The following is a 25,058-nucleotide window of genomic DNA, read 5'->3' as shown; positions in this document are numbered from 1 at the left end:
CCATCGGCTGACGAAGGGGTCCGAAGGTGCCGTCGATGCTCGATGCGGTCGTGGTGGGTGCGGGACCGAACGGACTGACCGCCGCGGTGGAGCTGGCCCGCCGCGGCTTCTCCGTGGCCCTGTTCGAGGCGAAGTCCACCGTGGGCGGCGGCGCCCGCACGGAGGAGCTGACCCTGCCCGGCTTCCGGCACGACCCGTGCTCGGCCGCCCACCCCCTCGCCGTCAACTCCCCCGCGTTCCGCGCCCTCCCGCTCGACCGGTACGGCCTCGAGTGGCTGCACGCCCCGCTGCCCATGGCCCACCCGTTCCCGGACGGCACCGCGGCCGTGCTGTCCCGCTCGGTGGCCGAGACCGCCGCCTCCTTCGGACCGCGCGACGCGGGCCCGTACCGCAGACTGGTCGAGCCGCTGCTCGCCCACTGGGACACCCTCGTGCGGGACTTCATGTCCCTGCCGCTGACCGCGCTGCCCCGCGACCCGGTCACCCTCGCCCGCTTCGGGCTGACCGGGCTGCCGCCGTCCACCTGGCTGATGCGCCGCTTCAAGGACGAGCGCTTCAAGACCCTCTTCGCCGGCCTCGTCGCCCACGTGATGGCACCGCTGGGCGGCCTGGCCACCAGCGCCGTCGGGCTGGTCTTCGCGCTCTCCGCGCACGCCCGCGGCTGGCCGGTGGCCCGCGGCGGCTCCCAGTCCCTCTCCGACGCCCTCGCCGCGTACCTGCGGGACCTCGGCGGCGAGGTGCACACCGACTTCGAGGTCAAGCGCCTGGACGACCTGCCGCCCGCGCGGGCGTACGTCTTCGACACCTCGCCCGCCGCGCTCGCCCGCATCGCCGGCTTCGGCGACCACTACGCGCACTACCGCTACGGCCCCGGCGTGTTCAAGATCGACTACGCGCTGGACGGCCCGGTGCCCTGGACCGCGCCCGAGGCGCGTACCGCCGGCACCGTCCAGATCGGCGCGAGCCGGGCCGAGATCGGCACCGCCCTGCGCGCCGCCTCCCGCGAGGGACACGCGCCCGAGCGGCCCTTCATGATCACCGTGCAGCCGAGTGTGGCCGACCCCACCCGGGCGCCCGAGGGCAAGCACGTCTTCTGGGCGTACGGCCATGTGCCGAACGGCTGGTCGGGGGACCTCACCGAGGCCATAGAACGCCAGCTGGAGCGCTTCGCCCCCGGCTTCCGCGACCGTGTGCTGGCCCGCGCCACCGCCGGGCCCGCCGAGATGGCCGCCCGCAACGCCAACTACGTCGGCGGCGACATCGCCTGCGGCGCGGCCGCCGGTCTCCAGCTGCTGCTGCGCCCCAGGCCGTCCCTGTTCCCGTACCACACCCCCCACCCGGCCGTCTTCATCTGCTCCTCGGCCACGCCGCCGGGGCCCGGTGTGCACGGCATGTCGGGCCACAACGCGGCCAAGGCGGTCTGGCGGAGACTGAGACAGGGCTGAACCGACACGAACCGAGGCGGCGGCCGACCGGGAGGCGAAACCGACATGACCGGCATCACCCTCGTCCAGGGCGACATCACCCGGCAGCACGCCGATGCCCTCGTCAACGCGGCCAACTCCTCGCTCCTGGGCGGCGGGGGAGTGGACGGCGCGATCCACCGCCGCGGCGGCCCGGCCATCCTGGCGCAGTGCCGTGCGCTGCGCGCCTCCCGGTACGGCGGGGGCCTGCCCACCGGTCAGGCGGTCGCCACCACGGCGGGCGACCTGGACGCCCGCTGGGTGATCCACACGGTGGGCCCGGTCTGGTCGCCGACGGAGGACCGCTCGGACCTCCTCGCCTCCTGCTACCGGCAGTCCCTGCGCGTCGCCGACGAACTCGGCGCCCGCACGGTCGCGTTCCCCGCCCTCTCCACCGGCGTCTACCGCTGGCCGATGGAGGACGCGGCCCGCATCGCGGCCCGGGCCGTACGCGCCACCCCCACCGCCGTCGAGGAGATCCGCTTCGTCCTCTTCGACACCCGGGCGTACGAGACCTTCGCCCGCGAACTCGGCGACCTCGGCTGACCCGGAGGGCGGCGTCCGCCACCGGGACACGCGGCCCGGTCGCGGTCAGCCGTGCCGGGGGAGCCAGACCGGTGCGCCGCTGCCGCGCGGGACCAGGACGGTACGGAACCGTCCCGGGGTCCGGGACATGACCACCTGGTCGGTGACGCCCTGGTAGCGGCCGCAGGGGGTCTCGGCGGTGAAGGTGTCCGGGTCGAGACAGGCGTGCGGGGAGCGCGGATCGAGGCGGTCAGGCGAGGTAGTCGTGGACGACGTGGGCGCCGCCCAGGGTCAGGTCGGTGACGACGTGGGCGGCGGAGACGACCTCCAGCACCGGCAGGTCCGCGAGCGGGGCCAGCGCGTGGGCGAAGAGCTGGAGCCGGGCGGGACCGCTCCAGGCGCCCTTGACCACGATGTCGGCGATCTGTGTCCGGACCAGTTCGCAGATGCGCGGCGAACCGTCGTAGTGCGGCAGCTTCTTCAGCATGAACACCGGCCGGGTCAGTTCCTCGCGGGCCTGCTCGGTGTTCAGCCGCCGGTGCTTGTAGCCCATCGTGGCGCGGGCGACGGGCAGCGTGCCGTGGTCGAGGGTGCCGACGAGGGTGTCCTGGTCGACGTAGAGCCGGGGGCGGCCGGCCTTCTTCGGGTAGGCGCCGATCTCCCGTCCGCTCGCGATGGCGGGGAAGTTGTCCACGTGCATCGAGAGGCTGTACGCGCCCGTCTCGCCCTCGTGCTCCACGACGGCCAGCTGACCGGCCTCCGTGTAGTCGCCCAGACCGGTGACGTCCGGCATCCGCATGACCTCGAAGCGGACCAGCGGCTCCGTCACCCGCAGGGGTTCCGGCACCACCCGGCACAGGGCCTCGGGGTCCGTCCGGTAGGTGATGTTCAGGTACTCCCGGTCGGTGAACCGGTACGGGCCCGCCGGGAAGGCCGGGGCATCCAGCGGTGTCGACAGTGCACGGACGACGTCCTCGGCTCGCATGACTCTCGCCTGCCTCTCCTGGCCCCTCCGGACTATCCGGAGCATAAGGGGGCGAAGCGCGGCAAACATCTCGTCCGGCCGCCATGGGGTGCCCGGACGGGGCCGCGGGATCGGTGAGTTGTCATGCAACTGACCTCACCGTGACCCCCGAGGCGACATGTTGCAAAACACAACGTACGGCCCCTGTGTGATCATGCGTACAGGGACTACGGGGAAGGACGGACGCGTGACCGACGACGACACGGAGGTCCCGGGGCTCGTGCGGGAGCTGGTGACCCTCTCCCGGCGCTTCCGGGTCAACGCCGAACGGCTCCACCCCGACCTGAGCTTCGTCGACTACTCCCTGCTGTCCGAGATGGCCGAACGCGGCGGTGCCCGGGCCGGCGACCTGGTCGGGCTCTACGGCCTCAACAAGTCCACGATCAGCCGCCAGGTCACCGCCCTGGAGCGGGCCGGCCTGCTGGTCCGCGAGAGCGTCCCCGGCAACCGCCGCGTCCAGCTGCTGCGGCCCAGCGACCGCGGCCGGGAACTCCTCGCCCGCGCCGACGCCCGGATGCACCGCGAGACCGGCGCCCGCACAGCAGGCTGGGCCCCGGACGAGGTCAGGACCCTGCGCACGCTGCTGGCCCGCTACAACGCCACCGCGTCCGACGTCGCCGAGGACACCTGACCCGGACGGTTCCCGGCGGCTGTCAGCGCAGGGCGCGCAGGGCCCTGCCCAGCCGTGCCACGCCGTCGGCGATGACACCGGGCGAACCGGCGGCGTAGCCGAGGACCAGGCCGGGCGGCCCGGGGGACTGGCGGTGCCAGGACAGCGGATGGCACTTCACGCCGTGCGCCAGCGCCGCCGCCGCGAACTCCGTGTCGGGCACGTCCCCGGCGTACGTGACCGTCAGGTGCAGGCCCGCCGCCGCGCCGTGCACCACCGCGCCCGGCAGCTGCCCGGCCAGCGCGGCGATCATCGCGTCCCGCCGTCCGCGGTGGCGCCCGCGCACCAGCCTGAGGTGCCGCTCCAGCTCCCCCGACGCCATCAGCCGGGCGAGCACCAGCTGGGGCAGCACCGCGTTGCCCAGGTCGTTGAAGCGCTTGGCGTCGACCAGCGCGGTACGGTACCGGGCCGGTGCCACCAGCCAGCCGATCCGCAACGCCGGCGCGAGCAGCTTGGAGGCGCTGCCCAGATAGCAGACCCGGTCGGCGAGCAGGGCGCGCAGCGCGGCGACCGGGGGCCGGTCGTAGCGGTGCTCGGCGTCGTAGTCGTCCTCCAGGATCAGCCCGCCCGCCCGGGCCCACTCCAGCAGCTCCCGCCGCCGTTCGCCGCTGGTGACGACGCCGGTCGGGAACTGGTGCGCGGGGGTGAGCAGGACGGCCCGGGCGCCGGTCGCCCGCAGCGCGTCGACCCGTACGCCGTTCTCGTCGACCGGCACCGGCGGGGTCGCGAGGCCCCCGTTCGCCAGATGCTGGCGGGCCCCCAGCGAGCCGGGGTCCTCCACGGCGACCGCGTCGACGCCGTCCGCCCGCAGCACCGGGTGCAGCAGGGTGAGCGCCTGCGCGGTGCCCGCGACGATCAGTACGGCGTCCGGGTCCACCCGTACGCCCCGCATCCGCGCCAGCCAGTCGGCGACGGCCCGCCGCAGCGGGGGCGCGCCGCGCGGGTCGCCGTAGCCCAGATGCCCCGCGGCCGCCTCGGCGAGCACCTCCCGCTCGGCCCGCAGCCAGGCCGCCCGCGGAAAGGCGGTGAGATCGGGCCGCCCCGGCGTGAAGTCGACGTCGGCGGGCACCTCCCGCAACACGTCGAACACATCGACGCCGGGCACCCCGCGGAAGAGGTTGACGGGGCCGCGGTCCGCGGGCCCACCGCCGAAGGGCCCGGCGGAGCCCCGGTGCACGGGCTGGCGGCCGGGCAGCCCGGCGGGGCTTCGGCCCGGGAGCCGGCCTCCGGACCACCCGGCGGGACCTCGGCCCCCGGCCCTGCCGCTTCCCCCACCGCCGACGCCGGTGGCCCCGAGCCCGTCGGCGTGCCCGCGGGCGTCCTCCGGGCCCGTGTCACCGGCCCCGGTGTGTCCGGGCTCGTCGGCGCCACCCGTGCTCGGTGCGCCGGCGTGTCCGCAGGTGCTGCCGGTGCCCGGGCCGTCGGTGCGATTCGTGCCGGTGGGCCCGTGTCCGTCGGTCTTGCCCGGTCCGCGGCCGTCGGTCTGCCGGCGGGTTGTCCCCGCGCCGATGCCGGCGGCGTGCCCGCGGGCGTCCTCCGGGCCCGTGTCACCGGCCCCGGTGTGTCCGGGCTCGTCGGCGCCGCCCGTGCCCGGTGCGCCGGCGTGTCCGCGGGTGCCGCCCGCGTCCGTGCCGTCGGCGTTCGTGCCACCGGCCCCGGTGTGTCCGGGCCCGTCGGCGTGTCCGCGGGTGCTGCCGGTGCCCGGGCCGTCGGTGCCGTCCGTGCCGGTGGGCCCGTGCCCGTCCGTGGCGCCCAGGCGCAAGCCGTCGCCGTGCCCGGAGGCGCCCCCCGTGCCCCGCCCGACGCCGTCGCCCCTGGCCGGGTCCGGCCCCGCCGTCCGCCCGCTGCCGGAACCCGCAGGGGGTGGCGGGACGAGCGGGGAGGCGACCACGGTGGTGCCGGCGCGGCGGCGGCCCGTTACGTGGCCGTCTTCGGCGAGGCGACGGTAGGCCTCCGTCACCACGCCCCGGGAGACCCGCAGCTCGGCCGCGAGAACGCGGGTGGGCGGCAGCCGGCCGCCCACCGGGAGCCGGCCGTCCGCTATCGCCTCCCGCAGCCGTCCGGCCAGCCACTCCGCCTTGCCGCCGGCGGGCACGTCGGCGACGGCCAGCTGGAGGAAGTCGGATCCGCGCGCCGGCGCCTCCACCGTGTCCCGCCCCTCGTCCACGCCGCTCATGCTGTCACGCGCCCGCCCCAGCGTCCGCTCAGGACCCGAAGCCGAACTCCGGGGCGCCGGCGGTGAGGACGGCCGTCGCCGTGGTGGCCGGCCAGTGCGCGGCCACCTGCTCCTCGATGGTCTTCAGCACCTCCGCCACGGTGTCCGCGCCGCCGTCGTGCATCGCCTCCGTCACCACCAGCACCCGCCCGGTCCCCGTGCCGACCGCCGAATACCCGCTCTGCCGGTGGGTCCAGCGCCGCGCGTGCGCCCGGCCGGCCGAGTCCACGAACGTCACCTCGCCGGGCACGGGTGACTCGTCGCCGCCGCCGAACCGCGTGTACGTCTCGTCCCCCCGCGCCGGCCGGACCTCCAGCACCGGCCCGGTGACGCGGTCCACGTCGAGGACGGCGACCGGCACCGCGTACGCCACCGAGACGGCGTTGCACAGGTCCACCAGCGGATGGATGCGCGGCAGCCCGCCCTCCTTGCGCAGCCGCCGCAGCAGCGACTCCGAGGCCGACCGGACCTGCGTCGGCTTCACCCCCATCCGGCTGAAGGCCCGCCGCCAGGCCAGCACCTCGGGAAACTCGCCCTCGGCCGCCCGCGCCAGCCGCGCCAGGGCCCGCGCGGTGTACACGGCGGCGCGCGGACCGGTGTCGGCCGGGGCGCCGACACCGGCGGCGTACAGCGCGCCGGCGGACAGTTCGGGAAACGCGGCCCGGACCGCGTCGGTATGCCGGAAGAACACGGTCACGCCACCACCGCTCGCGCGCCGGGATCGGACGGAACACTCAACGGGACCTCCTCGGGTGATCGGAAACCCCACCCTGCCCCGCCGTTGGCCCGGCGAACAGGGCCAAACAAGGAGCGGTGCACAGGTCCATAAACCGGTGGGGAGGAGCCCTGCCCGCCGGTTCCGGCACCCCGCGTGACATCATCGGCCGCGTCCGGGACCAGCCGTACGAAAGCCGAGAAGCCCCATGAACCCCGCTCTGCTGGACGACTTCTCCCTGGAGATGACCGGCAAGGACGTGCCCCGGCTGGAGGAGGCGCGCGACGGCATCCCGCCCGGCACCCGGATCAACATCACCTTCCTGGCCGGCGAGGACACCGCCACCCGGCTGACGGCGGCCCGCGCGGTCAAGCGGCTCGGCTTCGTCCCCGTACCGCACGTCTCCGCCCGCCGGCTGCCCTCCCGGGCCGCCCTGGAGGAGTTCCTCGCCGGGCTGGCCGCCGACGGCACCGCCGGGAACGTGTTCGTCGTCGGCGGCGACCCCGCCCGTCCCGAGGGCCCCTACGCCGACGCCCTCGCCGTCCTGCGCACCGGGGTGCTGCGCCACCACGGCGTCCGGCACATCGGCATCGCCGGCTACCCGGAAGGCCATCCCGGCATCACCGACCGGGCCTTGTGGTCGGCGCTCACGGACAAGGCGGCCGTCATCGGCGCCGACCGGTTCGACGGCGAGGTCATCACCCAGTTCGGCTTCGACGCGGACCCGGTCCTCGCCTGGCTGGAGGCCCTGCGCGCCCGGGGCGTGCACCTGCCCGTCCGCGTCGGCGTCCCCGGCCCGGCCGGCGTGCGCCGGCTGCTGGGCTACGCCACCCGGTTCGGCGTCGGCACCAGCGCCTCCGTCGCCCGCAAGTACGGCTTCTCGCTGACCCATCTCATGGGCACCACCGGCCCGGACCGCTTCCTGCACGCGCTGGCCGACCGCTACGATCCCGCTCGGCACGGCGTGGTGAAGGTGCACTTCTACACCTTCGGCGGACTGCGCGCCACCACCGAGTGGATCGACGGGTTCCGGCGGCAGCACACCCCCGCGCCCACACCCTGAAACGGTGAAGGGCCGGGCCAGACCGGGTTCATGTCGGATTTCCGCCAGCGACGAGCCGGCCCGTGGCCGATGCTGGAGGCATGCAGACAGGGACTCACCTCGACCGGGAGCACTGCGTGCGCGCCGTGCGGTCCAAGGACGCGCGGTTCGACGGATGGTTCTTCACGGCCGTCCTGACCACCGGGATCTACTGCCGCCCGAGCTGCCCGGTGGTGCCGCCCAAGCCGGAGAACATGACGTTCTACCCGAGCGCCGCCGCCTGCCAGCAGGCCGGGTTCCGCGCCTGCAAGCGCTGCCGCCCCGACACCAGCCCCGGCTCCCCGGAGTGGAACCAGCGCGCCGACCTGGTCGCCCGCGCCATGCGGCTGATCGCCGACGGCGTCGTGGACCGCGAGGGCGTCCCCGGACTCGCCGCCCGGCTCGGCTACAGCGCCCGGCAGGTCGAGCGGCAACTCCTCGCCGAACTGGGCGCCGGACCGCTCGCGCTCGCCCGCGCCCAGCGCGCCCAGACCGCCCGGCTGCTCATCGAGACCACCGCGCTGCCCATGGCCCAGATCGCGTTCGCGGCCGGCTTCTCCTCCGTGCGCGCCTTCAACGACACCGTCCGCGAGATCTTCGCCCTGTCCCCGAGCGAGCTGCGCGCCCGCGTGCCCGCGAGCGGCGCCGGCACCCCCAGTGTGCTCACCCTGCGGCTGCCGTTCCGCGCCCCGCTCAACCCGTCCAACCTCTTCGGCCACCTCGCCGCCACCGCCGTACCCGGCGTGGAGGAGTGGCGGGACGGCGCCTACCGGCGCACGCTGCGGCTGCCCTACGGCCACGGCATCGTCGCCCTCGCCCCGCGCCCCGACCACATCTCCTGCCGGCTCACGCTGAGCGACCTGCGCGACCTGACCGTGGCCATCAGCCGCTGCCGCCGCCTGCTCGACCTGGACGCCGACCCCGTCGCCGTCGACGAGCGGCTGCGCACCGACCCGCTGCTCGCCCCGCTGGTCGACCGGGGCCCGGGCCGCCGGGTGCCGCGCACGGTCGACGAGGCCGAGTTCGCCGTCCGGGCCGTGCTCGGACAGCAGGTGTCCACGGCCGCCGCCCGCACCCACGCGGCCCGCCTGGTCACCGCGCACGGCAAACCCCTCGACGACCCCGAGGGCGGCCTCACCCACCTCTTCCCCTCGCCCGAGGCGCTGGCCGCCGTCGACCCCGAGACCCTGGCCATGCCCCGCACCCGGCGGGCCACCCTCACCACCCTGGTCCGGCTGCTCGCCGACGGCGATGTGCGCCTGGGAGTGGACACCGACTGGGCCGGGGCCCGCGCCCGGCTGCTCGCGCTGCCCGGCTTCGGGCCATGGACGGCGGACGTCATCGCCATGCGCGCCCTCGGCGACCCCGACGCGTTCCTCCCCACCGACCTCGGCATCCGGCGCGCCGCCGGGGAACTGGGCCTGCCGTCCACCCCGGCCGCGCTCACCGCCCGCGCGGAGGGCTGGCGGCCCTGGCGGGCGTACGCCGTCCAGTACCTGTGGGCGACCGACAGCCACCCCATCAACTTCCTTCCCGCGTAAGGATCCTGATACAAGGACACCTACGCCTGAGCACCCGTACGAGGACCCCGCCATGAAGCAGCACACCGTCATCGACAGCCCCTACGGCCCGCTCACGCTCGTCGCCGACGACGGCGTCCTGTGCGGCCTGTACATGGCCGGCCAGCGCCACCGCCCGCCGGAGGAGAGCTTCGGCACCCCCGACGATGCTCCGTTCGCGGAGGCCGAGGAACAGCTCGCGGCCTATTTCGCGGGCGAGCTGAAGGAGTTCACGGTGGAACTCCGCCTGCACGGCACCCCGTTCCAGCGCCGGGTCTGGGAACGGCTGACCCGCATCCCGTACGGCGAGACCCGCTCCTACGGCCAGCTCGCCGACGACCTCGGCAACCCCAAGGCCTCCCGCGCGGTCGGCCTCGCCAACGGCAAGAACCCGGTCGGCATCATCGTGCCCTGCCACCGGGTGATCGGCGCGGGCGGCGGCCTCACCGGCTACGGCGGCGGCCTGGACCGCAAGCGCCGGCTGCTGGACTTCGAACGGGGCGGCGGCGCGGCCCTGTTCTGACCACCACGGCCGACGGGCCCCGGCCGCTACGCGCCGCCCTCCGCGGCCAGCCGGGCGAGCAGGGCGGGCAGCGCGGTGCCGATCGGTTCGCGGATCACCTCGTCGGCCCGGTCGTCGTACGGCGTCGGCTCGGCGTTGACGACGACGAGCCGGGCGCCGTGGTCGGCGGCGACCCCGGCCAGCCCGGCGGCGGGGTGCACCTGGAGGCTGCTGCCGACGGCGACGAACACCTGGCAGGCCTTGGCGATGGCCGCGGCCTCGCCGAGGACCACGGGATCCAGCCGCTCGCCGAACATCACCGTCGCCGGCTTCAGGACGCCGCCGCACTCCAGGCACGGCGGGTCCGCCTCGCCGGCCTCCACCCGGGCGAGCGCGTCCTCCATCGGCCCCCGGGCGTGACACCGGGTGCAGACCACGCCGCGGGCGCTGCCGTGCAGTTCGAGGACCTTGCGGGCGGGCAGGCCGGCCAGCTGGTGCAGCCCGTCCACGTTCTGGGTGAGGACCCGCACCGGGACGCCGGACCGCTCCAGCTCGGCGACGGCCCGGTGCGCCGCGTTCGGCCGGGCCCCGAGCGTGCCGCTCTCGCGCCGCATCAGCCAGGACCGGCGCCGGATCTCCGGATCCGCCATGTAGTACTCGTACGTCACGAGCTTCTCGGCCTCCGGATCGCGCCGCCACAGCCCGTCGGGCCCGCGGTAGTCGGGGATCCCGGAGTCGGTGGAGATACCGGCCCCGCTCAGCAGGGCGACGAGGGGCTTGGCCATGGCACCGAGGGTAGGGCGGGCGCGGCGGCCACCGCGAGCGGTTAACCCGGGGCGGCCGCCGCGGAACAGTCCCGGAGGGGAGCCCTCCGGTGCAGCGTCCCCACATGGCCAAGGTGACTGTCTCGCTCGACGCCGAACTCGTCGTGGAGGTCATGGTGCTCGCGGGGGTGGGCAGCCCGCAGGACGCCGTGGAAGCGGCGGTCCGGGACTACATCGGGCGCGGGCACCGCACCGAGGCCCGGATCGCCGCCCGGGACGAGGCGCTGCGCGAGGTGGACGCGCGGCCCCCGGACCCGGAGCGCTGAGCGGTCAGGCCACCCGGTGGCCGTTCTCCAGCTCCGCCGTGCCGCCGCCCTCCGCCAGCACGTCCAGCCCGGTCAGCACCCGGCGGCCCAGCGCGCCCGGCAGATGGGCGGCCAGGTCCTCGCGGGCGACCAGGCGCCAGGACAGCAGCTCCTCCTCCTGGAGCCGGATGGCCTTCAGCTCGGTCTCGGTGAGCACACCGCCGTCGTACAGGTACGCCACCACCGGCGGCCGGTCCGTGCCGTGCACCCAGTCCACCGCGAGCAGCCGGCCCAGCGGACGGTCCAGCCCGATCTCCTCCAGCGTCTCCCGGCGGGCGCCCTCGCGCGGTGTCTCCCCGGTGTCGGACTCGATGGTCCCGCCCGGCAGGGCCCAGCCCTCGCGGTAGTTGGGTTCCACGAGCAGCACACGGCCCTCGGCGTCCCGGAAGAGCGCGGCGGCCCCGGCGAGGACGCGCGGCAGGCTCGCGATGTACGCGGCGAAGTCAGGAGTGGTGGTCATCCGGACAGGGTAACCAGCCGCCCGTCCGGCGAACCCGCCGTCGCCAGGCGCAGGGTGCGCTCGGCCAGCGCACTGATCCGTACGCCGTCGAAACCGAACACCGCGCTGCGCACCGTGTCCCGCAGCGGCTCCCGCCACTGGGCCGGAATGGCCCGCGCCCCGGTGCGCACCCCGGCCACCGAACCGGCCGTGGCCCCGTTGGAGTCGGTGTCCAGGCCGCCGCGCACGGTCAGCGCGAGGGTCCGGGTGAAGTCGTCCTCGCCGTACAGCAGGCCGGCGGTCAGGACGGCGGCGTTCGGCACGGTGTGGATCCAGCCGAGCCCGGCGGTCTCCTCGGCCACCGTGGCCAGGGTCTGGTCCCAGGGCAGCCGGGTCTCGTGCAGGCTCGCGACCCGCCGCACCGTCCGGGCCAGGCGGCTGCCCGCCGGTACGACCCCGAGTGCCGCCTCCAGCGCGTCCCGGACGGTCGGGGCGGTGAAGGGGGCCGCGATCAGCGCGGCGGCCCACATGGCGCCGTAGACACCGTTGCCGGTGTGCGAGAGCACCGCGTCCCGGCGGGCCAGGCCGGCGGCCCGGGCGGGATCACCGGGGCAGGTCCAGCCGAAGACGTCGGCGCGGATCAGCGCGCCGATCCACTCCTGGTACGGATTGTCGTACGTCGCCGTCAGGGGCGGCTTCAGGCCGTTGGCCAGGTTCCGGTACGCGGCCCGTTCCGCCGTGAACGTCTGCAGGTACGGCAGTCTCAGCAGCCACAGGTCGCCGACCTGCTCGGTGCTGAAGCCGAAGCCGTGGGTCTCCAGCAGGTGCAGGCCGAGGATCGCGTAGTCCACGTCGTCGTCCCGGCAGCTGCCGTCGATCCGGCCGCGCACACAGCACCGCCACTCCGGGCGCAGCGCGGCGGCCTCGGCCGGGTCGGCGGGCTCGGGCAGATAGTCGGTCAGCGGCAGGGCGGCGGCCCGGCGCAGATACCGGTCGATCCGGTCGCGGGTCCACACCTCGCCCTGCTCGACGGGCTTGCCGAGCATGTTGCCCGCGATCCGGCCGAGCCAGCCGCCGTGCAGCCGGTCGGCGAGGTCCGGTGCGGTGCGCTGGGTGCTCATGGCAGCGGAGTACCCACTCGGCCCGGCTCCTCGCGCCCTTCCAGGGTTCGGGCGGGGCATGACGGCGGGGGTGTCCTGCGGTTATCGTCACAGCGGCGCGACTGGCCCCGCCGTGCGCGGGGCCCGGAGAGCAAGGGGAAGACAAGGTGGCGGACGCTGCAGTGAACGAGACCCGTCGGGTGCTCATCGCCGCGGACAAGTTCAAGGGCTCGCTGACGGCCGTGCAGGTCGCCGAGCGGGTGACGGCCGGGCTGCGCCGGGTCGTGCCGGACCTGGCGGTGGAGGCACTGCCCGTGGCCGACGGCGGCGACGGGACCGTGGACGCGGCGGTCGCGGCCGGCTTCGAACGGCGCGAGGTCCGGGTGACCGGGCCGCTCGGCGAGGAGGTGACGGCCGCGTTCGCGCTGCGCGACGGCACCGCGGTCGTGGAGATGGCCGAGGCGAGCGGCCTCCAGCGGCTGCCGGCCGGGGTCTTCGCGCCCCTGACGGCCTCCACGTACGGCTCCGGGGAGCTGCTGCGGGCCGCGCTGGACGCGGGCGCGCGGACGATCGTCTTCGGCGTCGGCGGCAGCGCCACCACGGACGGCGGCGCGGGCATGCTGGCCGCGCTGGGCGCCCGGTTCCTCACCGGGGCGGGCGAGCCGGTCTCCCCGGGCGGCGGCGGCCTGGCCGGCCTCGCCCGCGCCGACCTCTCCGGCCTGGACCCGCGGCTGTCCTCGGTCGAGCTGGTGCTGGCCAGCGACGTCGACAACCCGCTGACCGGGCCGAAGGGCGCGCCCGCCGTGTACGGCCCGCAGAAGGGGGCCTCGCCGGACGACGTGGCGACGCTGGACGCGGCGCTGGCGCACTTCGCGAAGGTGCTGGAGGCCGAGGCGGGCCCGCGCGCCGCCGAGTACGCGGCGTCCCCGGGCGCGGGCGCGGCCGGCGGCATCGGCTACGGCGCGCTGCTCCTCGGCGCCCGGTTCCGCCCCGGCATCGAGGTCATGCTGGACGTCCTGGGCTTCGCGCCCGCCCTGGAACGGGCGTCCCTGGTGATCACCGGCGAGGGCTCGCTGGACGAGCAGACGCTGCACGGGAAGGCGCCGGCGGGGGTGGCCTCGGCGGCGCGCGCCGCGGGCAAGCCGGTGGTGGCGGTGTGCGGACGGCTCGCCCTGCCCGAGGAGGCGCTGCGGCGGGCCGGGATCTCGGAGGCGTATCCCCTCACGTCGGTCGAGCCGGACGTCGCCAAGTGCATCGCCGATGCCGGGCCGATCCTGGAGCGGGTCGCCGTCCGCCTGGCCGAGACCCACTTGGGCTGACCCCCCGGGGGCTCCGCCCCCGGACCCCCGGCCCCGCCCGTCCACCATCCGACTCGGCAGGCCGAGAGGTGCCGGCCGGCCCCCGGCCCGTGCCCTCGCACTGCCCGCGGCGGGAGCCGGCGACGGGCGTGGCCGTGCGGCGGCCTTTCGGCCTGCCGGGACGCTTTCGGTCTACCGGGACGGGTGGGCGGGTGCGCGGAGCGGGGGTCCGGACACGAGCGAGGGGCCCGCTACCCGGGTCGGGTAGGGGGCCCCTCGTCGAAGCGTCGCTACGGCAGTTGCGCGGCACGCGCCTCGCGGCGGTTGCCGCGGAAGTTGTTCACCCGCCGGGCCGTGGCGAACAGCGGAATCACCGCGCCCATCACCAGCTGGAGCGCGCAACCCGTCTGGAGCAGCAGCTGACCGCTCGGCGCGTCGAAGGCCCACGCGGCCAGCAGCCCCATCGACAGCACGATCCAGCCGAGCATCGCCCCGGCCAGCCGGCCGCGCGGCTTCGGGTACTCCACCCGGCTCACCATCAGCCACGCCGTCCCCAGGATCGCCAGCAGCGTCGCCACGAACGGCAGCTCCAGCAGCACGATCGAGACCACCGTCAGCGCGCCGAACGGCGAGGGCATGCCCTGGAACGTGCCGTCCTTCAGCGTCACGCAGCTGAACCGCGCCAGTCTGAGCACCACGGCCAGCAGCACCACGATCGCGCCCACCGCCGCCACCCGCTGGTGCGCGTCGTCGGCGACCATGCCGTAGACGAGCACGAAGTACGCGGGCGCGAGGCCGAAGCTGATCAGGTCCGACAGGTTGTCCAGCTCCGCGCCCATCGGCGACGAGCGCAGCTTGCGCGCCACCAGGCCGTCGAACAGGTCGAAGACCGCCGCGCAGAGCATCAGGATGACCGCCGTGGCCGCGCTGTGGCGGGCCATGCCGGACTCCTGGCTGCCGGTCAGGTGCGGGATCAGGATGCCGGTGGTGGTGAAGTACACCGCCATGAACCCGCACGTGGCGTTGCCCAGCGTGAGGGTGTCCGCTATCGACAGACGCAGAGAGAGGGGCATCTCCTCCTCTTCGTCCACCTCGTCGGCCTCGGGCACCCAGCCCGCCTGGGTCTCCGGATCAATCACGGTCAATGCGAGTCACCCCAGCCACGGTCTTCTGTCCGACCTCGACCGCGACCTCCACACCCTCGGGCAGGTAGAGGTCGACACGCGAGCCGAAGCGGATCAGACCGATACGGTCGCCCTGCTCGACCTTCGTGCCCTCCGGGAGGTAGGGCACGATGCGGCGGGCCACCGCGCCGGCGATCTGGATCATCTCGATGTCGCCGAGTTCGGTGTCGAAATGCCAGACTACGCGCTCGTTGTTCTCGCTCTCCTTGTTGAAAGCCGGAACAAAGCCGCCGGGGATGTGCTCGACGGACGTCACCGTGCCCGTGAGGGGCGCCCGGTTGACGTGGACGTTGAGCGGGCTCATGAAGATCGCGACACGGGTGCGGCCGTCCTTCCACGGCATGATGCTCTGCACCACACCGTCCGCGGGCGAGATGACCCGGCCGGGGGCGATCTCGCGCTCGGGGTCGCGGAAGAACCACAGCATGCCCGCCGCGAGCGCGGTGGCGGGCACGGCGACGGCCCTGGCCGCGCCGGAACGGCGGGCCCGGACCAGGCTGACGGCCGCGGTGGCGACGGTCGGCAGAAGCCACGGCGATGCTCCGCGCGCGAGGCGTGCGCCTGCCAGGCGGTCACGGTGTGCAGAGGTGTGGGGCATGGATGACCTTCGTAGCGGATGATGCCGCGCTCTGACGGGGGACGGCGGCTTTCCCGGATCGTACCGGGCGCGGACCACAACTGGGCAAGCCAGGAAGCCGAGTCGGCGGCCGAAGAACGTCTACGGGGTGTGATCTTCTTCTCGAAGAAAATACCCCGTAACCGGACAATCAGCCCTGGAACCGATACTCTTCGAGCAGTCGGCGGCCGATGATCATTTTCTGGATCTCGGCGGTACCTTCACCGATGAGCAGCATCGGGGCCTCGCGGTAGAGGCGCTCGATCTCGTACTCCTTGGAGAAGCCGTAGCCGCCGTGGATCCGGAAGGCGTCCTCCACGACCTCCTTGCAGTACTCGGAGGCCAGGTACTTCGCCATGCCGGCCTCCAGGTCGTTTCGTTCCCCGGAGTCCTTTTTGCGGGCCGCGTTGACCATCATCGCATGCGCGGCCTCGACCTTGGTGGCCATCTCCGCCAGCTTGAACTGGATGGCCTGGTGCTGGGCGATCGGCCTGCCGAAAGTGTGACGTTGCTGGGCATAGCGGACGCCTAGTTCGAAGGCGCGCTGGGCCACGCCGCAGCCGCGCGCCGCCACGTTGACCCGGCCGACCTCCACGCCGTCCATCATTTGGTAAAAACCTCGTCCGGTGACCCCGCCGAGCACCCGGTCGGCCGGCACGCGCAGGCCGTCCATGATCAACTCGGTGGTGTCGACGCCCTTGTAGCCCATCTTCTCGATCTTGCCGGGGATGGTCAGGCCCGGACGGACCTCGCCGAAGCCCGGCTCCTTCTCGACCAGGAAGGTGGTCATCGACCGGTGCGGGGCGGTGCCCTCGGGGTGTCCTTCGTCACTGCGGACCAGTACGGCCACGAGCGAGGAGGTGCCGCCGTTCGTCAGCCACATCTTCTGGCCGTTCAGGACGTACTCGTCGCCGTCCCGGACCGCCTTGGACGTGATGGCCGACACATCGGAGCCGAGGCCCGGCTCCGACATCGAGAAGGCGCCCCGGATCTCGCCGGCCGCCATCCTCGGCAGGAAGTGCTCCTTCTGCTCCCGCGTCCCGTGCTGCTTGAGCATGTACGCGACGATGAAGTGGGTGTTGATGATGCCGGACACCGACATCCAGCCACGGGCGATCTCCTCCACGCACAGCGCGTAGGTGAGCAGCGACTCGCCCAGGCCCCCGTACTCCTCGGGGATCATCAGACCGAACAGGCCGAGTTCCCTCAGTCCGTCCACGATCGCTTGCGGGTACTCGTCGCGGTGCTCCAGCTCGGTCGCGACCGGGATGATCTCTTTGTCGACAAAATCCCGGACGGTGGTGAGGATCTCCTGCTGGACGTCGGTCAGACCGGCGGTCTGGGCGAGACGGGCCATGGCCTACTTCTCCGTCTTTTCCGTAGGTGCGTTGAGTTCCGGGCGGCCCGGCTGCTCTCCGCCGCGCTCCTTGACGTACGTCTCGGTGGGCACCATCACCTTGCGGCGGAAGACGCACACCAGCGTGCCGTCCTGCTTGTAGCCCTTGGTCTCGACGTACACGATCCCGCGGTCGTCCTTCGACTTCGAGGGCCACTTGTCCAGCACGGTCGTCTCGCCGTAGACCGTGTCGCCGTGGAAGGTCGGCGCCACGTGCCGCAGCGACTCGATCTCCAGGTTGGCGATGGCCTTGCCGGAGACGTCCGGGACGGACATGCCGAGCAGCAGGGAGTAGACGTAGTTCCCGACCACCACGTTCTTGCCGAAGTCGGTCGTCTTCTCGGCGTAGTTGGCGTCCATGTGGAGCGGGTGGTGGTTCATGGTGAGCAGGCAGAACAGATGGTCGTCGTACTCCGTGACCGTCTTGCCCGGCCAGTGCTTGTACACCGCGCCGACCTCGAACTCCTCGTAGGTGCGTCCGAACCGCATCGCGCTCACGCCTCCGGGATCTCGAACGTGCTGGTGCGCCGCATGCCGGCGGCGCGGCCCTTGCCCGCGACGACCAGGGCCATCTTGCGGCTGGCCTCGTCGATCATCTCGTCCCCGAGCATCGCGGAGCCCTTCTTGCCGCCCGCCTCGGAGGTGTAGTACTCGTACGCGTCCAGGATCAGCTCGGCGTGGTCGTAGTCCTCCTGGGAGGGCGAGAAGACCTCGTTGGCGGCGTCTACTTGGCCCGGGTGCAGCACCCACTTGCCGTCGAAGCCGAGCGCGGCGGCGCGGCCGGCCACCTCGCGGAAGCCGTCGACGTTGCGGATCTGCAGGTAGGGGCCGTCGATCGCCTGGAGGTCGTTGGCGCGGGCGGCCATCAGGATCTTCATCAGGATGTAGTGGTAGGCGTCCGCCGGATAGCCGGGCGGCTGCTCGCCCACGACGAGCGACTTCATGTTGATCGACGCCATGAAGTCGGCCGGGCCGAAGATGATCGTCTCGATCCGCGGCGAGGCCTGCGCGATCTCGTTGACGTTGTTCAGGCCCTGCGCGTTCTCGATCTGCGCCTCGATGCCGATCCGGCCGACCTCGAAGCCCATGGTCTTCTCGATCTGCGTCAGCAGCAGGTCCAGCGCCACGACCTGCTGGGCGTTCTGCACCTTGGGCAGCATGATGCAGTCGAGGTGGGGGCCCGCGCCCTCGACCACCGTGACGACGTCCCGGTACGTCCACTCGGTCGTCCAGTCGTTGACCCGGACCACCCGCGTCTTGCCCGTCCAGTCTCCCTCGTTGAGGAACTTGACGATGGTGTGCCGCGCCTCGGGCTTGGCGAGCGGCGCGCACGCGTCCTCCAGGTCCAGGAAGACCTGGTCCGCCGGGAGGCCCTGCGCCTTCTCCAGGAACCGCGGGTTGCTGCCCGGTACGGCCAGGCAGGAGCGCCGGGGGCGAAGGCGGTTGACCGTTGTCATGCGGGGACCTCCAGGGGGTCGAGCTGGTTCGCTGTGCGGATCTCGTCCACGATGCGGCCGATGATCCCGGTGATGTCGAAGTCCTTCGGGGTGAACACCGCGGCCACTCCGGCGTCCCTGAGCTGTTCGGCGTCACCGTTCGGGATGATGCCACCCGCGATCACGGGTATATCTGTGGCACCGGCCACACGCAGCCGCCGGAGCACGTCCGGGACCAGCCGCGCGTGCGAGCCGGACAGGATCGACAGGCCGACCGCGTGGACGTCCTCGGCGAGGGCCGCGTCCACGATCTGCTCCGGGGTGAGCCGGATGCCCTGGTAGACCACCTCGAAGCCGGCGTCCCGGGCGCGCACGGCGATCTGCTCGGCGCCGTTGGAGTGCCCGTCCAGGCCGGGCTTGCCGACCAGGAAGCGGAGCTTGCCGACGCCCAGCTCGCGGGCGGTGGCCGCCACCTTGGCCCGCACCCCGGCGAGCGCCGAGCCGGCCTCGGCGGCGACCGCGACCGGCGCGGAGGAGACACCGGTGGGCGCCCGGTACTCGCCGAACACCTCGCGCAGGGCGGCGGCCCACTCGCCGGTCGTCACGCCGGCGCGGGCGCACTCCAGCGTGGCCTCCATCAGGTTCTCGGTGCCCTTGGCGGCCTCCTTCAGCCGCTCCAGCGCCTTGCACGGCCGGGGGTGGTTGAACGGCGGCTGGTAGCGGGTGTCCCGCCAGCTCCGCAGGGCCTCGACGACCCGGGCCTCGACCGCCGGGTCCACCGTCTGGATCGCGGTGTCCAGGTCGGCCGTGAGCGGGTTCGGCTCGGTGCCCTCGAAGACGTTGACGCCGACGATCTTCTCCTCGCCGGACTCGATCCGGGCCCGCCGCTCGGCGTGCGAGGCGACCAGCCGCGACTTCAGATAGCCGGACTCCACGGCGGCCAGCGCGCCGCCCATCTCCTGGATCCGGTCGATCTCCGCGAGGGCGTCGGCGACCAGCTCGTCCACCTTGGCCTCGATCACCTTCGAGCCCTCGAAGATGTCGTCGTACTCCAGCAGATCGCTCTCGTAGGCGAGCACCTGCTGGATGCGCAGGCTCCACTGCTGGTCCCAGGGCCGGGGCAGGCCCAGCGCCTCGTTCCAGGCGGGCAGCTGCACGGCACGCGCGCGGGCGTCCTTCGACAGCGTCACCGCGAGCATCTCCAGCACGATCCGCTGGACGTTGTTCTCCGGCTGCGCCTCGGTCAGGCCGAGCGAGTTGACCTGGACGCCGTAGCGGAACCGGCGCTTCTTGGGGTCCTCGATGCCGTACCGCTCGCGCGTGACCTCGTCCCAGATGCGGCCGAACGCCCGCATCTTGCACATCTCCTCGACGAAGCGGACGCCCGCGTTCACGAAGAAGGAGAGCCGCGCGACCACGTCGCCCATGCGTTCCGGGGGCACCTGACCGGAGTCGCGCACGGCGTCCAGGACGGCGATCGCGGTGGACATCGCGTACGCGATCTCCTGCACCGGCGTGGCCCCCGCCTCCTGGAGGTGGTAGCTGCAGATGTTGATCGGGTTCCACTTCGGGATGTGGGAGACCGTGTACGCGATCATGTCCGTCGTCAGCCGGAGCGAGGGCCCCGGGGGGAACACATGGGTCCCCCGGGACAGGTACTCCTTGACGATGTCGTTCTGGGTCGTGCCCTGGAGCCTGGTGACGTCCGCGCCCTGCTCCTCGGCGACGACCTGGTAGAGCGCCAGCAGCCACATGGCGGTGGCGTTGATCGTCATCGAGGTGTTCATCTGCTCCAGGGGGATGTCCTGGAACAGCCGGCGCATGTCGCCCAGGTGCGCGACGGGCACGCCCACCCGGCCGACCTCGCCGCGGGCGAGGACGTGGTCGGGGTCGTAGCCGGTCTGGGTCGGCAGGTCGAACGCCACCGACAGGCCGGTCTGGCCCTTGGCGAGATTGCGCCGGTACAGCTCGTTGGACGCCTCGGCCGTGGAGTGGCCGGCGTACGTCCGCATGAGCCACGGACGGTCCTTCTGACGCTCTGTCATCTGCGGCTCTCAGACGTTCCGGAAGCGGTTGATGGCGTCGATGTGCCGGGCGCGCATCTCCTCGTCGCGGACGCCGAGGCCCTCCTCGGGCGCCAGGCACAGCACGCCGACCTTGCCCTGGTGCAGGTTGCGGTGGACGTCGTAGGCGGCCTGGCCGGTGTCCTGGAGGGAGTACACCTTGGACAGGGTCGGGTGGATCCTGCCCTTGGCGATGAGGCGGTTGGCCTCCCAGGCCTCGCGGTAGTTGGCGAAGTGCGAGCCGATGATCCGCTTCAGCGACATCCACAGGTAGCGGTTGTCGTACTCGTGCAGGTAGCCCGAGGTCGAGGCGCAGGTGGTGATGGTGCCGCCCTTGCGGGTGACGTAGACGCTCGCGCCGAAGGTCTCGCGGCCGGGGTGCTCGAAGACGATGTCGATGTCCTCGCCCCCGGTGAGTTCACGGATGCGCTTGCCGAAGCGCTTCCACTCCCTGGGGTCCTGGGTCCGCTCGTCCTTCCAGAACCTGTAGCCCTCGGCGTTGCGGTCGATGATCGCCTCGGCGCCCATGGACCGGCAGATCTCCGCCTTCTGCGGCGAGGACACCACGCAGATGGGATTGGCGCCGCCGGCCAGCGCGAACTGGGTGGCGTACGACCCGAGTCCGCCGCTCGCGCCCCAGATCAGGACGTTGTCGCCCTGCTTCATCGCCGCGCCGTTGCGGGACACCAGCTGCCGGTAGGCGGTGGAGTTCACCAGGCCCGGGGCCGCCGCCTCCTCCCACGACAGGTGCGCCGGCTTGGGCATCAGCTGGTTGGACTTCACCAGCGCGATCTCGGCGAGGCCGCCGAAGTTGGTCTCGAAGCCCCAGATCCGCTGCTCGGGGTCGAGCATCGTGTCGTTGTGGCCGTCGGAGGACTCCAGCTCGACGGACAGGCAGTGGGCGACGACCTCGTCGCCGGGCTTCCAGGCGTTGACGCCCGGGCCGGTGCGCAGGACGACGCCCGCGAGGTCGGAGCCGATGATGTGGTACGGCAGGTCGTGCCGCCTGGCCAGCTCGTTGGTGCGGCCGTAGCGCTCCAGGAAGCCGAACGTGGACAGCGGCTCGAAGATCGAGGTCCACACCGAGTTGTAGTTCACCGAGGAGGCCATGACGGCCACCAGGGCCTCGCCCGGGCCCAGTTCGGGCACCGGGACCTCGTCCAGGTGGATCGACTTGCGCGGGTCCTTGTCGCGGGTCTCCAGGCCCGCGAACATCTCCGTCTCGTCCTTGTGGACGGTGATCGCGCGGTACGACTCGGGGAGCGGCAGGGCGGCGTAGTCGGCGGGCGTGGCGTCCTTCGACTGGATCGCGTCCAGGATGTCCTTCACGGTCACGGTGTTGCCTCCGGCGGTGGGCGCCCTGAGGGAGGGGCGCCTGAGGGATCGTCGGTGCTGCTGAGGGTGGTGAGGGGGTGCCGTCGGTTCGGCGGGGTGGTGCTCCGGCAGCGCTTTGTGGCGCGAGAGGGTGCCTGTGACGCAGGCGTCCGGGCGCGCGGGCCATGGGCCCCCGGGGACAGCCGGCGAGCGAGCGATCGCTGCTCTCCGGCCGCCCGGACAGCATCAACGTATGACACGGTGTGTCAGGTGACAAGGCACTGAGTGCCAGAAATTGCTCTCAGATGAAATCTTTACGTAACAGATGAGCGATGATCGATCAGCGATCGGCAAACGAAACGGGCAGGGAGTGGCACTCAGTGCCACTCCCTGCCCGTCTGTCGCGGTCCGGCCGGTTACGACCGTTCTTTCAGCGCCTGTTCGATGGTGCGCATCACCTCGTCGAGCGGGGCGTCGGTGCGGGCCACCGTCACCAGGACCTCGCCCTGGGCGGCGGCGGTGGCCGCCGGGGTGCGCGGGGCGCTCTCCCGGCCGGCCCCGATGCCGGTGCCGAAGGTCTTGCGGACGATCGCGAAGGCGTGGTCGAGCTGGGCCTCCACGTCCCCCTGGCCGCCCGCCCGCAGCCACCGTCTGAGCACGTGGTTGTGGGCGGTGACCACGGCCGAGGCGGCGACCTCGGCCAGCAGCGGGTCGTCGTTGGCGTCGTCGGCGTGCGCGTGCTCGTCGAAGTGGCCGAGCAGATAGCGGGTGAACAGCCGTTCGTAGCGGGCCACGGACGCGATCTCGGCCTCGCGCAGGGTGGGCACCTCGCGCGTGAGCTTGTAGCGGGCCACCGAGATCTCCGGCGCGGCCGCGTACATCTTCATGACCTCTTTGATGCCGCGGCACACCGTGTCGAGCGGGTGCTCGTGCGCCGGGGCCGCGTTGAGCACGGCCTCGGCGCGGACCAGCGTGTCGTCGTGGTCCGGGAAGATCGCCTCCTCCTTGGAGCGGAAGTGGCGGAAGAAGGTGCGCCGGGCGACCCCGGCGGCGGCGGCGATCTCGTCGACGGTGGTGGCCTCGTACCCCTTGGTCGCGAACAGCTCCATCGCCGCGGCCGCCAGTTCTCGGCGCATTTTCAGCCGCTGGGCGGCGGCGCGACTGCCTGCGGCACTTTCCGGCGCGTCGGGCGTGGCTGGTGTACGTGAGGACTTGGCGGGCTGGGACATGACCCGAACGTACTGCATGCGCACAGGTTGATGCGCAGGTCCGGGGTGCCCCCCGCCCGCCCGGGGCGGGGGAGCGGCGGCCGGGTCGAGCAGCCCGCCCCAGTCCGGCTCCGTCCGGAACCGGTCGCCGGCGCCGTCAGCGGCGGGCATACTCGCGGAAGCCGCGGCCGGTCTTGCGGCCGAGGCAGCCCGCGGCCACCAGATGCTCCAGCAAGGGCGCCGGGGCGAGGCCGGGGTCGCGGAACTCGCGGTGCAGCACCTTCTCGATGGCCAGCGAGACGTCCAGGCCCACCACGTCCAGCAGTTCGAACGGGCCCATCGGGTAGCCGCCGCCCAGCTTCATCGCCGCGTCGATGTCGTCCAGCGACGCGTAGTGCTCCTGCACCATCTTGATCGCGTTGTTGAGATAGGGGAAGAGCAGCGCGTTGACGATGAACCCCGCCCGGTCGCCGCAGTCCACCGCGTGCTTGCCGATCCGGCCGCACACCTCGCGCACGGTCGCGTGCGCGTCGTCGGCCGTCAGCACCGTGCGGACCACCTCGACCAGCTTCATCGCCGGCGCCGGGTTGAAGAAGTGCATCCCGATCACGTCCTCGGGGCGCGAGGTGGCGCGGGCGCAGGCGACCACGGGCAGCGAGGAGGTGGTGGTGGCCAGGACCGCGCCCGGCTTGCACACCTTGTCCAGCGCCCCGAACAGCTGCCGCTTGACGTCCAGGTCCTCCGCGACCGCCTCCACCGCCAAGTCCACCTCGGCGAAGGCGCCGTGGGAACCCGCCGGGACGATCCGCTCCAGGGTCTCGGCGGCGGCCTCGGCGCTCAGCCGGCCCTTGGCGACGGAGCGGGCCAGGGACTTCCCGATGCGGGCCTTGGCCGCCCGCGCCTTCTCCTCGCCGCGGGCGGCGAGGACCACGTCGTAGCCGGCCTTGGCGAAGACCTCGGCGATGCCGGAGGCCATGGTGCCGGAGCCGGCCACGCCGACGGAGCGCACCGGACGGCCCGCGGCGCGCGTGTCCCCGGCCGCCGGGGTCAGCGCGTCCGGCACGACCGTCGCGCTGCCCGGCGCCGCGTAGGTGTAGAAGCCGCGCCCCGCCTTGCGGCCGGTCAGGCCGGCCTCGCCGAGCTGCTTGAGGATCGGGGCGGGCGCGTGCAGCCGGTCCCGGGACTCGGCGTACATGGCGTCCAGGACCGTCCGCGCGGTGTCCACACCGATCAGGTCCAGCAGGGCGAGCGGGCCCATCGGCAGACCGCAGCCGAGCCGCATGGCCGCGTCGATGTCCTCGCGGGAGGCGTACTTCGCCTCGTACATCGCCGCCGCCTGGTTCAGATAGCCGAACAGCAGCCCGTCCGCGACGAAGCCGGGCCGGTCGCCGACCGCGACCGGCTCCTTGCCCAGCTCGATCGCGAGATCGGTGACGGCGGCGACGGCCTGCGGCGCGGTGAGCACCGAGGAGACGACCTCCACCAGCTTCATCGCCGGCGCCGGGTTGAAGAAGTGCAGGCCGAGCACGCGCTCGGGGCGGGCCGAACCGGCCGCGAGCCGGGTCACCGACAGCGCGTTGGTGCCGGTCGCCAGGATCGTGTCCGGGCGGACGATGCCGTCCAGCTCGCACAGGATCCGCTGCTTGGTCTCGTACGACTCCGGCACCACCTCGATGACGAGGTCCGCGTCGGCCGCCGCGGTGAGGTCGGTGGCGGTGCGCACCCGGGCCAGCGCCTCGGCGCGCTCCGCCCCGGTGAGCCGGCCGCGCTCCACGGCGCGGGCGGTGGCGGCCTCCAAGGCGGCGAGCGCCCGGGCGGTGCGGTCCTCGGCGACGTCGATGCCGATCACCTCGCGGCCGGCCTTCGCCAGGACCTCGGCGATACCGGTGCCCATGGTGCCGAGACCGACGACGGCGACCTTCTGCAGCGGGGAGGACGGGGACAGAGGGGTGTCGGACAGGGGAGCGGCCATCGCGGGACTCCAGGAATGAGGTGACGACGAGGAACGCGCCGGGTGCGCCCGCGAGGGCGCACCACGGAGCGGAGGGATGCGGGTGTTGCCGGGCTGCGAGCGCACACGCCCGGTCAGCGCCGCCGGGTCCACGGGCGCGCACACGCCCG

23 protein-coding genes are annotated in these 25,058 nt (G+C 73.3%); 8 read left to right on the top strand and 15 right to left on the bottom strand.

Features of this window, described 5'->3' with window-relative positions; translation table 11 throughout:
• The first annotated feature begins 35 nt into the window (after nt 1–35).
• Both ACZ4W9_RS04095 and ACZ4W9_RS04090 read left to right on the top strand, forming a co-directional pair.
• Complete coding sequence (locus tag ACZ4W9_RS04095; RefSeq protein ID WP_467933010.1) at nt 36–1,445, top strand: phytoene desaturase family protein; 1,410 nt, start codon at nt 36–38, stop codon at nt 1,443–1,445.
• Between the two features lie 45 nt (nt 1,446–1,490).
• Entirely contained in the window at nt 1,491–2,009 is a 519-nt protein-coding gene (locus tag ACZ4W9_RS04090; protein WP_467933009.1) for an O-acetyl-ADP-ribose deacetylase, read from the top strand.
• A gap of 229 nt (nt 2,010–2,238) precedes the next feature.
• Here the strand turns inward: ACZ4W9_RS04090 and ACZ4W9_RS04085 are convergent, their stop codons facing one another.
• Nucleotides 2,239–2,973 carry an acetoacetate decarboxylase gene (locus tag ACZ4W9_RS04085; protein ID WP_467933008.1) on the bottom strand — a complete coding sequence of 245 codons (735 nt, stop codon included), beginning with the start codon at nt 2,971–2,973 and terminating at the stop codon, nt 2,239–2,241.
• Between the two features lie 226 nt (nt 2,974–3,199).
• Between ACZ4W9_RS04085 and ACZ4W9_RS04080 the strand changes: the two genes are divergently transcribed.
• Nucleotides 3,200–3,643, top strand: a complete 444-nt coding sequence (locus ACZ4W9_RS04080; RefSeq protein WP_467933006.1) for a MarR family winged helix-turn-helix transcriptional regulator — start codon at nt 3,200–3,202, stop codon at nt 3,641–3,643.
• A gap of 22 nt (nt 3,644–3,665) precedes the next feature.
• On the opposite strand, the gene ACZ4W9_RS04075 is transcribed toward ACZ4W9_RS04080, so the two are convergent.
• Both ACZ4W9_RS04075 and ACZ4W9_RS04070 read right to left on the bottom strand, forming a co-directional pair.
• A complete protein-coding gene (locus ACZ4W9_RS04075) occupies nt 3,666–5,858 on the bottom strand; it encodes an aminotransferase class I/II-fold pyridoxal phosphate-dependent enzyme (RefSeq protein WP_467933005.1) in 2,193 nt (730 codons plus the stop codon).
• Between the two features lie 28 nt (nt 5,859–5,886).
• Nucleotides 5,887–6,594 (bottom strand): B3/B4 domain-containing protein, encoded by a 708-nt coding sequence (locus ACZ4W9_RS04070; protein WP_467933004.1) that lies wholly within the window; start codon nt 6,592–6,594, stop codon nt 5,887–5,889.
• A 226-nt stretch (nt 6,595–6,820) separates the two neighbouring features.
• Between ACZ4W9_RS04070 and ACZ4W9_RS04065 the strand changes: the two genes are divergently transcribed.
• From ACZ4W9_RS04065 to ACZ4W9_RS04055, 3 genes are all read left to right on the top strand, one after another.
• Nucleotides 6,821–7,675, top strand: coding sequence for a methylenetetrahydrofolate reductase (locus ACZ4W9_RS04065; RefSeq protein ID WP_467933002.1), 855 nt, complete (start codon nt 6,821–6,823; stop codon nt 7,673–7,675).
• A gap of 80 nt (nt 7,676–7,755) precedes the next feature.
• The gene (locus tag ACZ4W9_RS04060; RefSeq protein ID WP_467933001.1) at nt 7,756–9,234 is read left to right on the top strand and encodes an AlkA N-terminal domain-containing protein; all 1,479 of its coding nucleotides are present in this window, start codon (nt 7,756–7,758) and stop codon (nt 9,232–9,234) included.
• Nucleotides 9,235–9,286: 52 nt separating this feature from the next.
• Nucleotides 9,287–9,775, top strand: coding sequence for a methylated-DNA--[protein]-cysteine S-methyltransferase (locus ACZ4W9_RS04055; protein WP_467933000.1), 489 nt, complete (start codon nt 9,287–9,289; stop codon nt 9,773–9,775).
• A 26-nt stretch (nt 9,776–9,801) separates the two neighbouring features.
• Here the strand turns inward: ACZ4W9_RS04055 and ACZ4W9_RS04050 are convergent, their stop codons facing one another.
• A complete protein-coding gene (locus ACZ4W9_RS04050; RefSeq protein WP_467932998.1) occupies nt 9,802–10,539 on the bottom strand; it encodes an SIR2 family NAD-dependent protein deacylase in 738 nt (245 codons plus the stop codon).
• 104 nt (nt 10,540–10,643) lie between these two features.
• Here ACZ4W9_RS04050 and ACZ4W9_RS04045 point away from each other — a divergent pair, with 104 nt between their 5' ends.
• Nucleotides 10,644–10,844: a type II toxin-antitoxin system VapB family antitoxin gene (locus tag ACZ4W9_RS04045; RefSeq protein WP_467932997.1), complete on the top strand. Its 201-nt coding sequence runs from the start codon at nt 10,644–10,646 to the stop codon at nt 10,842–10,844.
• A 4-nt stretch (nt 10,845–10,848) separates the two neighbouring features.
• Here the strand turns inward: ACZ4W9_RS04045 and ACZ4W9_RS04040 are convergent, their stop codons facing one another.
• Nucleotides 10,849–11,343, bottom strand: coding sequence for an NUDIX domain-containing protein (locus tag ACZ4W9_RS04040; protein WP_467932996.1), 495 nt, complete (start codon nt 11,341–11,343; stop codon nt 10,849–10,851).
• Nucleotides 11,340–12,443, bottom strand: a complete 1,104-nt coding sequence (locus ACZ4W9_RS04035; protein WP_467932994.1) for an ADP-ribosylglycohydrolase family protein — start codon at nt 12,441–12,443, stop codon at nt 11,340–11,342. The genes ACZ4W9_RS04040 and ACZ4W9_RS04035 overlap by 4 nt, the downstream gene beginning before the upstream one ends.
• A 161-nt stretch (nt 12,444–12,604) precedes the next feature.
• Between ACZ4W9_RS04035 and ACZ4W9_RS04030 the strand changes: the two genes are divergently transcribed.
• Nucleotides 12,605–13,741 carry a glycerate kinase gene (locus ACZ4W9_RS04030; protein ID WP_467932993.1) on the top strand — a complete coding sequence of 379 codons (1,137 nt, stop codon included), beginning with the start codon at nt 12,605–12,607 and terminating at the stop codon, nt 13,739–13,741.
• A gap of 269 nt (nt 13,742–14,010) precedes the next feature.
• Here ACZ4W9_RS04030 and pssA read toward each other — a convergent pair whose 3' ends face one another.
• The 9 genes from pssA to ACZ4W9_RS03985 all read right to left on the bottom strand — a co-directional run bounded on the left by pssA (nt 14,011) and on the right by ACZ4W9_RS03985 (nt 24,909).
• Nucleotides 14,011–14,829, bottom strand: coding sequence for a CDP-diacylglycerol--serine O-phosphatidyltransferase (pssA, locus tag ACZ4W9_RS04025; RefSeq protein WP_467933126.1), 819 nt, complete (start codon nt 14,827–14,829; stop codon nt 14,011–14,013).
• Nucleotides 14,830–14,851: 22 nt separating this feature from the next.
• Nucleotides 14,852–15,502 carry a phosphatidylserine decarboxylase gene (locus ACZ4W9_RS04020; RefSeq protein WP_467932992.1) on the bottom strand — a complete coding sequence of 217 codons (651 nt, stop codon included), beginning with the start codon at nt 15,500–15,502 and terminating at the stop codon, nt 14,852–14,854.
• 169 nt (nt 15,503–15,671) lie between these two features.
• Entirely contained in the window at nt 15,672–16,877 is a 1,206-nt protein-coding gene (locus ACZ4W9_RS04015; protein ID WP_467932991.1) for an acyl-CoA dehydrogenase family protein, read from the bottom strand.
• Between the two features lie 3 nt (nt 16,878–16,880).
• Nucleotides 16,881–17,405 (bottom strand): MaoC family dehydratase, encoded by a 525-nt coding sequence (locus ACZ4W9_RS04010; protein WP_467933125.1) that lies wholly within the window; start codon nt 17,403–17,405, stop codon nt 16,881–16,883.
• 5 nt (nt 17,406–17,410) lie between these two features.
• Entirely contained in the window at nt 17,411–18,373 is a 963-nt protein-coding gene (locus tag ACZ4W9_RS04005) for an HpcH/HpaI aldolase/citrate lyase family protein (protein ID WP_467932989.1), read from the bottom strand.
• Nucleotides 18,370–20,397: a protein meaA gene (locus tag ACZ4W9_RS04000; protein ID WP_467932988.1), complete on the bottom strand. Its 2,028-nt coding sequence runs from the start codon at nt 20,395–20,397 to the stop codon at nt 18,370–18,372. The genes ACZ4W9_RS04005 and ACZ4W9_RS04000 overlap by 4 nt, the downstream gene beginning before the upstream one ends.
• Before the next feature lie 9 nt (nt 20,398–20,406).
• Nucleotides 20,407–21,744 (bottom strand): crotonyl-CoA carboxylase/reductase, encoded by a 1,338-nt coding sequence (gene ccrA, locus ACZ4W9_RS03995; RefSeq protein ID WP_467933124.1) that lies wholly within the window; start codon nt 21,742–21,744, stop codon nt 20,407–20,409.
• 401 nt (nt 21,745–22,145) lie between these two features.
• On the bottom strand, nt 22,146–22,976 hold the full coding sequence (locus ACZ4W9_RS03990) for a TetR family transcriptional regulator (protein WP_467932987.1): 831 nt from the start codon (nt 22,974–22,976) through the stop codon (nt 22,146–22,148).
• 118 nt (nt 22,977–23,094) lie between these two features.
• Nucleotides 23,095–24,909, bottom strand: a complete 1,815-nt coding sequence (locus ACZ4W9_RS03985) for a 3-hydroxyacyl-CoA dehydrogenase family protein (protein ID WP_467932985.1) — start codon at nt 24,907–24,909, stop codon at nt 23,095–23,097.
• Nucleotides 24,910–25,058: the final 149 nt, after the last annotated feature.

Source organism: Streptomyces sp. NPDC029296 (assembly GCF_055569255.1).
This window is presented reverse-complemented; position numbering and strand designations above follow the sequence as displayed.

Coding starts and splice junctions, on each gene's coding strand:
- ACZ4W9_RS04095 (WP_467933010.1), top strand. CDS start 36: ATGCTCGATGCGGTCGTGGTGGGTGCGGGACCGAACGGACTGACCGCC.
- ACZ4W9_RS04090 (WP_467933009.1), top strand. CDS start 1,491: ATGACCGGCATCACCCTCGTCCAGGGCGACATCACCCGGCAGCACGCC.
- ACZ4W9_RS04085 (WP_467933008.1), bottom strand. CDS start 2,973: ATGCGAGCCGAGGACGTCGTCCGTGCACTGTCGACACCGCTGGATGCC.
- ACZ4W9_RS04075 (WP_467933005.1), bottom strand. CDS start 5,858: ATGAGCGGCGTGGACGAGGGGCGGGACACGGTGGAGGCGCCGGCGCGC.
- ACZ4W9_RS04065 (WP_467933002.1), top strand. CDS start 6,821: ATGAACCCCGCTCTGCTGGACGACTTCTCCCTGGAGATGACCGGCAAG.
- ACZ4W9_RS04060 (WP_467933001.1), top strand. CDS start 7,756: ATGCAGACAGGGACTCACCTCGACCGGGAGCACTGCGTGCGCGCCGTG.
- ACZ4W9_RS04055 (WP_467933000.1), top strand. CDS start 9,287: ATGAAGCAGCACACCGTCATCGACAGCCCCTACGGCCCGCTCACGCTC.
- ACZ4W9_RS04050 (WP_467932998.1), bottom strand. CDS start 10,539: ATGGCCAAGCCCCTCGTCGCCCTGCTGAGCGGGGCCGGTATCTCCACC.
- ACZ4W9_RS04045 (WP_467932997.1), top strand. CDS start 10,644: ATGGCCAAGGTGACTGTCTCGCTCGACGCCGAACTCGTCGTGGAGGTC.
- ACZ4W9_RS04040 (WP_467932996.1), bottom strand. CDS start 11,343: ATGACCACCACTCCTGACTTCGCCGCGTACATCGCGAGCCTGCCGCGC.
- ACZ4W9_RS04035 (WP_467932994.1), bottom strand. CDS start 12,443: ATGAGCACCCAGCGCACCGCACCGGACCTCGCCGACCGGCTGCACGGC.
- ACZ4W9_RS04020 (WP_467932992.1), bottom strand. CDS start 15,502: ATGCCCCACACCTCTGCACACCGTGACCGCCTGGCAGGCGCACGCCTC.
- ACZ4W9_RS04015 (WP_467932991.1), bottom strand. CDS start 16,877: ATGGCCCGTCTCGCCCAGACCGCCGGTCTGACCGACGTCCAGCAGGAG.
- ACZ4W9_RS04010 (WP_467933125.1), bottom strand. CDS start 17,405: ATGCGGTTCGGACGCACCTACGAGGAGTTCGAGGTCGGCGCGGTGTAC.
- ACZ4W9_RS04005 (WP_467932989.1), bottom strand. CDS start 18,373: ATGACAACGGTCAACCGCCTTCGCCCCCGGCGCTCCTGCCTGGCCGTA.
- ACZ4W9_RS04000 (WP_467932988.1), bottom strand. CDS start 20,397: ATGACAGAGCGTCAGAAGGACCGTCCGTGGCTCATGCGGACGTACGCC.
- ACZ4W9_RS03990 (WP_467932987.1), bottom strand. CDS start 22,976: ATGCAGTACGTTCGGGTCATGTCCCAGCCCGCCAAGTCCTCACGTACA.
- ACZ4W9_RS03985 (WP_467932985.1), bottom strand. CDS start 24,909: ATGGCCGCTCCCCTGTCCGACACCCCTCTGTCCCCGTCCTCCCCGCTG.